The sequence below is a fragment of the Pseudokineococcus marinus genome (assembly GCF_013004605.1).
Lineage (GTDB): Bacteria > Actinomycetota > Actinomycetes > Actinomycetales > Quadrisphaeraceae > Pseudokineococcus > Pseudokineococcus marinus.
This window is the reverse complement of record NZ_JABEMA010000158.1, coordinates 1-7,205: the sequence shown is the minus strand read 5'-3', so window position 1 is coordinate 7,205 and position 7,205 is coordinate 1. Positions and strand designations below refer to the sequence as shown.

General features: G+C 78.3%; 6 protein-coding genes and 1 pseudogene. 3 read left to right on the top strand and 4 right to left on the bottom strand.

Features of this window, described 5'->3' with window-relative positions; all coding sequences use genetic code 11:
• Together HLB09_RS10670 and HLB09_RS10665 are read left to right on the top strand one after the other, a co-directional pair.
• On the top strand, positions 1–968 hold a 968-nt coding region (locus tag HLB09_RS10670), incomplete at its 5' end, for a beta-galactosidase small subunit (RefSeq protein WP_246235076.1).
• Between the two features lie 207 nt (positions 969–1,175).
• Positions 1,176–1,532, top strand: a complete 357-nt coding sequence (locus HLB09_RS10665; protein ID WP_171203360.1) for a VOC family protein — start codon at positions 1,176–1,178, stop codon at positions 1,530–1,532.
• Between the two features lie 25 nt (positions 1,533–1,557).
• On the opposite strand, the gene HLB09_RS10660 is transcribed toward HLB09_RS10665, so the two are convergent.
• Positions 1,558–2,640: a GDSL-type esterase/lipase family protein gene (locus tag HLB09_RS10660; RefSeq protein ID WP_171203359.1), complete on the bottom strand. Its 1,083-nt coding sequence runs from the start codon at positions 2,638–2,640 to the stop codon at positions 1,558–1,560.
• Here HLB09_RS10660 and HLB09_RS10655 point away from each other — a divergent pair.
• Positions 2,633–3,013 (top strand): hypothetical protein, encoded by a 381-nt coding sequence (locus tag HLB09_RS10655; RefSeq protein WP_171203356.1) that lies wholly within the window; start codon positions 2,633–2,635, stop codon positions 3,011–3,013. The genes HLB09_RS10660 and HLB09_RS10655 overlap by 8 nt on opposite strands.
• A gap of 83 nt (positions 3,014–3,096) precedes the next feature.
• On the opposite strand, the gene HLB09_RS10650 is transcribed toward HLB09_RS10655, so the two are convergent.
• The 3 genes and pseudogenes from HLB09_RS10650 to HLB09_RS10640 all read right to left on the bottom strand — a co-directional run.
• The gene (locus HLB09_RS10650; protein WP_171203358.1) at positions 3,097–4,794 is read right to left on the bottom strand and encodes a glycoside hydrolase family 13 protein; all 1,698 of its coding nucleotides are present in this window, start codon (positions 4,792–4,794) and stop codon (positions 3,097–3,099) included.
• Between the two features lie 324 nt (positions 4,795–5,118).
• Entirely contained in the window at positions 5,119–6,588 is a 1,470-nt protein-coding gene (locus HLB09_RS10645; RefSeq protein WP_171203357.1) for a putative bifunctional diguanylate cyclase/phosphodiesterase, read from the bottom strand.
• Positions 6,510–7,205 (bottom strand): annotated as a pseudogene (locus HLB09_RS10640) (hypothetical protein); the annotation flags it as partial. The gene HLB09_RS10645 and the pseudogene HLB09_RS10640, both read right to left, overlap by 79 nt.

Sequence of the window (7,205 nt, the reverse complement as noted above, 5' to 3'; positions counted from 1 at the left end):
CGCAGCTCGACGTGACGCCACCGCGGGCCCTGGCGCCCGCGCGCCCGGCGGGCGCCGCCGTCGTCGTCGCGGGCGACGGGCTCACCGCCCGGGTCGGCGACGCCGTCCTCGACCTGCGCACCGGGCGGCTGGTGGCCGTGGGCGACCTGCGCGTCGACGGGCCGCAGCTCGAGCTGTTCCGCGCCCCCACGGACAACGACCGCGGGCGCACCCCCCACGGCTACGAGGACGTCTCCCCCGCCGAGAGCGCCGGCGAGGGCACGGACCACCCGTCGTCCGCCGAGCGCTGGGCCGCGCTGGGGCTGCACCTGCTGCATCACCGCGTGCGGTCCGTCGACGTCGGCGAGCGCGAGGTCGTCGTCCGCTCGCGCGCGGGGCTGCCGAGCACGGACCTCGGCGTCGACGTCACCTACCGCTGGTCGGCGAGCGCGGACGGCGCGGCCGAGCTGGCCGTCGAGGTCTCGCCCACGGGCCCGTGGACGGGCACGTGGCCCCGGGTCGGCGTGCGCCTCGACCTGCCCGCCTCGGTCGGGACGGCGACGTGGTTCGGCACCGGGCCGGAGGAGTCGTACGCGGACTCGGCCCGCGCGGCGGTCGTGGGGGCCTTCACCCGCCCGGTCGACGACCTCGTCGTCGCCTACAGCCGGCCCCAGGAGAGCGGCCACCGCCCCGACCTGCGGTGGGCGCAGCTGACGGGCGCCGAGGGCGGCCTGCACGTGGCCTCGCTCGCCGACCGCCCGGGCGAGGCCCGGGTCGGCTTCACCGCCCGGCGCTGGACGCCGCAGGAGCTGGCGGCGGCCGCGCACGACCACGAGCTCCCCGCCTCGGACCGCGTGGTGCTGCACCTCGACGCCGCGCAGCACGGGCTCGGCTCGCGGGCCTGCGGGCTCGACGTCCTGCCGCAGCACCAGCTGCGGCCCTCGGCGCGGGCCTTCCGCGTGGCGCTGCGGGCGGTGCCCCGGGGCTGACGCGGGCGGGCCCCGCCCGTCGACCCCGGCCCGCCGATCCCCGAGCCCGTCGACATCCGCACAGCGACCTGCACGACGGCGCCCCGAGAGGTGGCGCACGCCCCTGACCTGCGGTGACGCAGGGTGGACGCGCGTCCCGCAGGTCGCTGTGCGGCGCCGACGGCGCACCGCCTCGCCGGGGGTCGGCGGGTGCGGCACGGTGAGGGCGTGAGCACCGTGGAGATCGCCCTCACCACCCCCGACCTCGAGCGCCTGGCCGCCTTCTACGCGGGCGTCCTCGGCGCCGACCCCGTCGGGCGCACGCCCGAGGACGGCCCGGCGGTGGCCGTCACCTTCGACCTCGACGGCGTCGCGCTGAGCCTCGTCGCCGAGGACGGCGCCGAGCCCGGGGCGGGGCGGACGGTGCTGACGCTCGGGGTCCGCGACGTCGCCGCGGCCGTCGGCCGGGCGGTCGACCTCGGCGGTGCGGTGCTCGCCGAGCCGCAGGACGTCTCGTGGGGCCAGCGCGTGGCCTCGGTCCAGGACCCGGACGGCGCCGCCCTCACGCTGGCCCAGGACCTCTGAGCCCCGCCCCCGGCGGACAGCCGCGTCAGCGGTCGCAGTCGAGGTCGTCGAGGTCGACCGCCGCGGCGAGGGCCGCGTAGCCGGCGTCCCCCGGGTGCAGGCCGTCGCCGCTGTCGTGCTCCGGCAGCAGCCGGTCGGGGTCCGCGGGGTCGCGCAGGGCGGCGTCCGCGTCGAGCACGGCGTCGGCCACGCCGCTGCCGCGGACCCAGTCGTTGACGGTGCGACGCCCCTCGGCGAAGGCCGGGCCGGCCTGCGCGAACGGCGGCACCGTGGCCGCGACGACGCACACCCCGGCGGCGTGGGCGCGCTCGACCGCGCGCTCGAGGCCCGCGACGACGTCGTCGGCCGCCGCCCCGCGCAGGAGGTCGTTGGTGCCGGCGAGGAGGACCACCGTCTCGAGGCCGGGCAGGCCGAGCACGTCGCGGTCGAGGCGGGCGAGCACGCCGGCGCCGGCGCCGGGCACGAGCAGCTGGTCGCCGGAGACGCCGAGGTTCGCCACGCCGGTGCCCGCGCGGCCGGGGTCGGCGAGCAGGCGCCGGGCCAGGGCGTCGGGGTAGCGGCGGTCCTCGCCGGGCGTGGACCCGTCGCCGTCGGTGAGGGAGTCGCCGAGCGCCACGACCGTGGAGCCGTCGCGCACCCCGGTGACGAGGACGGCGTCGACGACGGACCAGCTCGTCACCGCCGTCGGGAAGGCGGCGGAGCCCTCGTCGAGGGTGCTGTCCCCGGGGTCGGAGAGGTAGGAGGTCGCCGTCGCGAGCACGTGCCCCGAGACGGTGCCGGGGTCGCCGTCGACGTGCACGCTGACGGCGAGCTCGAGCTGCGGCGCCCACGGGCCCGGCACGGGGTCGCTGAGCACCTCCTCGCCCGGGCCGACGACGACGTCGCGCGCGCCGGCGACGGTGAGCGGGCGCACCGAGCCCGGCTCCAGGGCGCCGCCGCCGGCGTGGAGGCCCATCGACGCCCGCAGCACCACGGGGCGCTCGCCGAGCAGGTTGGACAGGGACACCTGGAGCGCCTCCCCGCCGGCGCTGGTGCGGACGACGTCGCGCACCGTGCGGCCGTCGAGGTCCGCCCGCACGGGCTGCAGCCCGGTGGCCCAGGTGACCACCGCGCCCGGGGCCGGTCCTCCCGACGACCACGACGGGCCGGGGGACGACGGGCTCGACGGGCCGGGCGACGACGGGCTCGACGGGCCGGGCGACGACGGGCTCGAGGGGCCGGGCGACGACGGGCTCGAGGGGCTGGGCGACGACGGTCCGGGGACGCTCGGGCGGGTTCCGTCCGCGTCGGGCGCCGGGTCGCCGCCGGAGCACCCGGCCAGCACCGCGGCGGCCACAAGGAGGACGGCAAGGAGGACGACGGCCGCCCGGGCGGCGGGCGCGCTCGACCTCACGCGAGACCTCCGACGGGTGGGCGGCGACGGACGAGCGGTGACGGGCGACGAGCGGACCGCCGCCCGTCAGCGGTCCGGCCCACCGTAGGGGCGACCGTCGCCCCGGTCACCCGTCAGCGGTCACCCGTCACCGACCGCCCCGGCCCCCGGGTGCGCAGGACTCCCGGGCGATCAGCCCGCCGCGGGAGCGGAGACCCACACGGCCGTGCTGGCGGGCAGGCTCACCCAGCCGGCGCCGGCGGTGACCGAGCCCTCCGAGGCGAGGAGGACCTCGCCGTCGCACGGGACGGCGACGGCCTCGTGGCCCATGTTGACCCAGCAGGAGACGCGTCCGGTGGTGTCGTCGCCGCGGTGGACGACGAGGACGTCGCCCCGCCGCTCGAGGGAGGCCGGGCCGCGGCCGAGCGCGCGCAGCTCGCGGCGCAGGACGAGGGCGGTGCGGTAGAGCTGCAGCGTCGACGCCGGGTCGGCCCCCTGCCGCTCGACGGACAGCTCGCCCCAGCCGGCCGGCTGGGGCAGCCACGGCTCCACGGAGGAGCCCTCGACGGAGAAGCCCGCCGCGGGGCCGGTCGTCCACGGCAGGGGGATGCGGCACCCGTCGCGACCGGCGCGCAGGCCGCCCGAGCGGAAGAAGATCGGGTCCTGCTTGGCCTCGTCCGGGACGACGACCTGCGGCAGGCCGAGCTCCTCGCCGGCGTAGAGGTACGGCGAGCCGGGCAGCGCGAGCACGAGCATCGCGGCCGAGCGGGCCCGGGAGAGGCCGTGCGCGCCGCCGCCGAAGCGGGTGACCTGGCGGTCCTTGTCGTGGTTGCCGAGCACCCAGGACACGGGCGCGCCGACGCGCTCGAACGCCGTCAGCGCCGAGCAGACGCCCTCGGCGAAGGCGGCGGCGTCCCACGGCGACTTGAGCAGCCGGAAGGCGAAGGACTGGTGCATCTCGTCGGGCCGGACGTAGGCGGCGACCCGGTCGAGGTCGGCCAGGCACACCTCCCCGACGAGCATCCGCTGCCCCGGGTACGCGTCCACGAGCGCCCTCCAGCGCCGCCAGACGGCGTGGACCTCCGGCTGGTCCCAGGTGTGGCGCTGCTCGTCGCCGTGCCCGAAGAGCGTCGGCGAGTAGGTGCCCGGGTTGTCGCGCAGGCCGGCGTCCTTGAAGAGGCCGTAGGCGACGTCGACGCGGAAGCCGTCGACGCCCAGGTCGAGCCAGAAGCGGAGGGTCTCCTCGAAGTCCTCAGCGACCGACGGCTCGCGCCAGTCGAGGTCGGGCTGCTCCGGGGAGAAGAGGTGGAGGTACCAGCGGCCGTCCGGCGTGCGCGACCACGCGCTGCCGCCGAAGAGGCTGCGCCAGTTGTTCGGCGGCTCCTCCGACGGCGGCGCGAAGACGTACTTGCGGGCGTGCGGGCCGTCCGGGTCGGCGAGCGCCGACCGGAACCACGGGTGCTGGTCGGAGGTGTGGTTGGGGACGACGTCGAGCAGCACGCGCAGGCCCAGGGCGTGCGCGTCCTCGACGAGCAGGCGCACGTCCTCGACGTCGCCGAGCTCGAGGTCGACGGAGCGGTAGTCGCAGACGTCGTAGCCGCCGTCGGCCCCGCCGGAGGGGTAGTGCGGGGTGATCCACAGCGCGTCGACCCCCAGCCAGGCGAGGTGCGGCAGCCGCGACCGCAGGCCGGCGAGGTCGCCCACGCCGTCGCCGTCGCCGTCGGCGAAGGAGCGCAGGTAGACCTGGTAGACGACGGCGTCGCGCCACCAGGCGTCCTGGGTCGCCGACGCCTCGTCGGCGCGGGGGCTCGAGGCCGGGGCGGCGCTGCAGCTCTGGCGCTGCTGCGGCAGGCGTCGCGTGGCGTTCGCGGGGGCGGCGGTCTGGGCCATGCGGGTGTATCGGCGGGCGGGTCGCCCTCCTGGACCCCTGTCCTGGACGGGACCGTCCTCACCGCGCCCGTCCTCACCGGAACCGTCCTCACCGCGCCCGTCTTCATGGGGACCGCCCGCACCCCGACCGGCGGGGGCGCTCACCGCCGCGTCCCGGCGGAGTCCCTGAGGACGTCGCCGACCGCGTCGAGGTGCTCGCGCGTGCGGTCGTCGGGGGCCTGCGGGCGCGGCCGGGCCGGCGCGGTCGTGGGCAACGAGGCTCCAGGAGGGGTGTCGGGAGGTGGTGGAGACTCCCCGTCGACCCTCCGTGTCGCTTCAACTACATCACGGGTGGCGCCGGGAGGGAACCCCGGACGGGGCAGCGCGGTCGCGCCCGTCACCCGGCGTCCTCGGGCCCGCGACGGGAGCCGCCGGCGCCACCTCCGGGACGAGCCCCGGCGGTCGGACGAGCACCTCGTCCGCCGGGGCGGGACGGCCGTGGAGGTAGCCCTGCGTCTCGTCGCAGCCCAGGGCGAGGAGCCGCGCGAGGACGTCCTCGTCCTCGACGCCCTCGGCGACGACCCGCACGCCGAGCCGGTGCGCCAGCTCGACGGTGCCCGCGACGATGGCGCTGGTGCGCTCGTCGGCGACGCGGGCGGCGAAGACCCGGTCCAGCTTGAGCTCGGTGACGGGCAGGTCCTGCAGGTAGGCCAGGGAGGAGTAGCCCGTGCCGTAGTCGTCGATGCTCACGCCCGCACCGAGCGCGACGAGCCGGCGGGCCGCCGCCACGGCGGCGTCCGGGTCGGCCATGAGCGTCGTCTCGGGGACCTCGAGGACGAGGGCGGAGGGCGGCGTCCCGGTGCTCGCCAGGAGCTCGGCGACGGCGCCGGGCAGCGACGGGTCCGACAGGCAGCTCGTCGAGAGGTTGACGGACGTCCGGAGCGCGCGGCCCTCCCGCCGCCAGACGGCGGCCTCCTCGAGCGCGCGCCGCAGCACGTGGCGGGTGACCGCGCTCATGAGCCCGTGCCGCTCCGCGAGCGGCAGGAACGCGTCCGGCGGCACGAGGCCGCGACGCGGGTGGCTCCAGCGCACGAGCGCCTCGGTGCCGACGACGCGGCCCGCGGCGTCGAGCTGCACCTGGTGGTGGACGACGAGCCGCCCGACGCCGGCGTCCCCGTCGCCGGCCCGCCGGCCCCCGCCGCCCGCGCCCAGCAGCGTCCGCAACTCCTCGAGGAGCAGCGCGGCGTCCTGCGCCGCCCGGTCCAGCTCGCGGTCGTAGCGGCTGACGCCCCCGCCGGCGGCCTTCGCCGTGTACATCGCGACGTCGGCCCGCCGCAGGAGCTCCTCCCCCGTGAGGTCGCTGCCGCCGTCCGCGCAGGCGAGGCCGACGCTGCCGCCCACGACGAGGCGGCGGTCCGCGAGGAGGACGGGCCGCTCCAGGGCCCGGCCCACGGCCGCGGCCACGGCGGGGGCCGTCCCGGCGGAGCGGGGGCCCAGCACGACGGCGAACTCGTCGCCGCCCGGGCGCGCCAGGTAGGCGTCGGCCGGCAGGACGCCGTGGAGGCGGACGGCGACCTCCTGCAGCAGGAGGTCGCCCGTCGCGTGGCCGTGGAGGTCGTTGACCTCCTTGAAGCGGTCGAGGTCGAGCAGCAGCAGCGCCCTCCCCCGCCACGCGTCCGACGCGCCGAGGCGGTGGGCCAGGCCGCGGCGGTTGCCCGCGCCGGTCAGGTCGTCGGTCAGCGCCTCCTGGCGCCGGACGGCGAGCTGGCTGAGGTCGCGGACGAGGTGGGCGGCGCGGGCGGCGACGCCGAGCACCGCCAGGACGCCGTAGGCGACGGGCAGGAGGGCCTCGACCGTGACGGGGCCGCGGGAGACGACGAGGAGGGCGAGCGCGAAGAGCAGGACGAAGACGGCGCCGCCCGTGGACGCCGACGTCGTGGCGGCCGCGGCGCGTGGGGCTCGCCCATCGTCGTGATGCTCACGAGCGCGACCACGACGACGAGCACGACGCCGGCCGCGCGGGACGTCGCCGTCCCCGCCGCGGGGTCGACGAGGCGGGCCGCGAGCGCCACCGCGAACCCGCCCGTCGCGGTCGTCAGCGCCCAGATGCGGACGTCCGCGAGCAGGCCGGCCAACGAGGCCACGGTGGGCAGCGTCCCGAGCAGCACGAGCACGGCGCCGAGCTGCAGCAGCCACGCCTGGGTCGTGACGAGGGAGCCGGGGAGCTCGACGCCCGTCCACCGCAGGAGCAGCGTGCCGAGCGCGGCGACGCACAGGACGGCGCCCACCCCGTTGAGCCAGTCCCCGGGGCCGGTCGCGGGCCCGCGGAACCGGTTCCAGTGCAGCGTCCCCTGGTAGAGGAGCAGCGCGGCCGCGAGCCCGCCCGCGTCGGCGGCGGGCAGCGCCGCCGCGCCGAGCGCCGCTGCGACGTC

What these genes read in the sequence shown, in the direction of transcription:
- HLB09_RS10650 (WP_171203358.1), bottom strand. Translation starts at nt 4,794, where the DNA reads ATGGCCCAGACCGCCGCCCCCGCGAACGCCACGCGACGCCTGCCGCAG.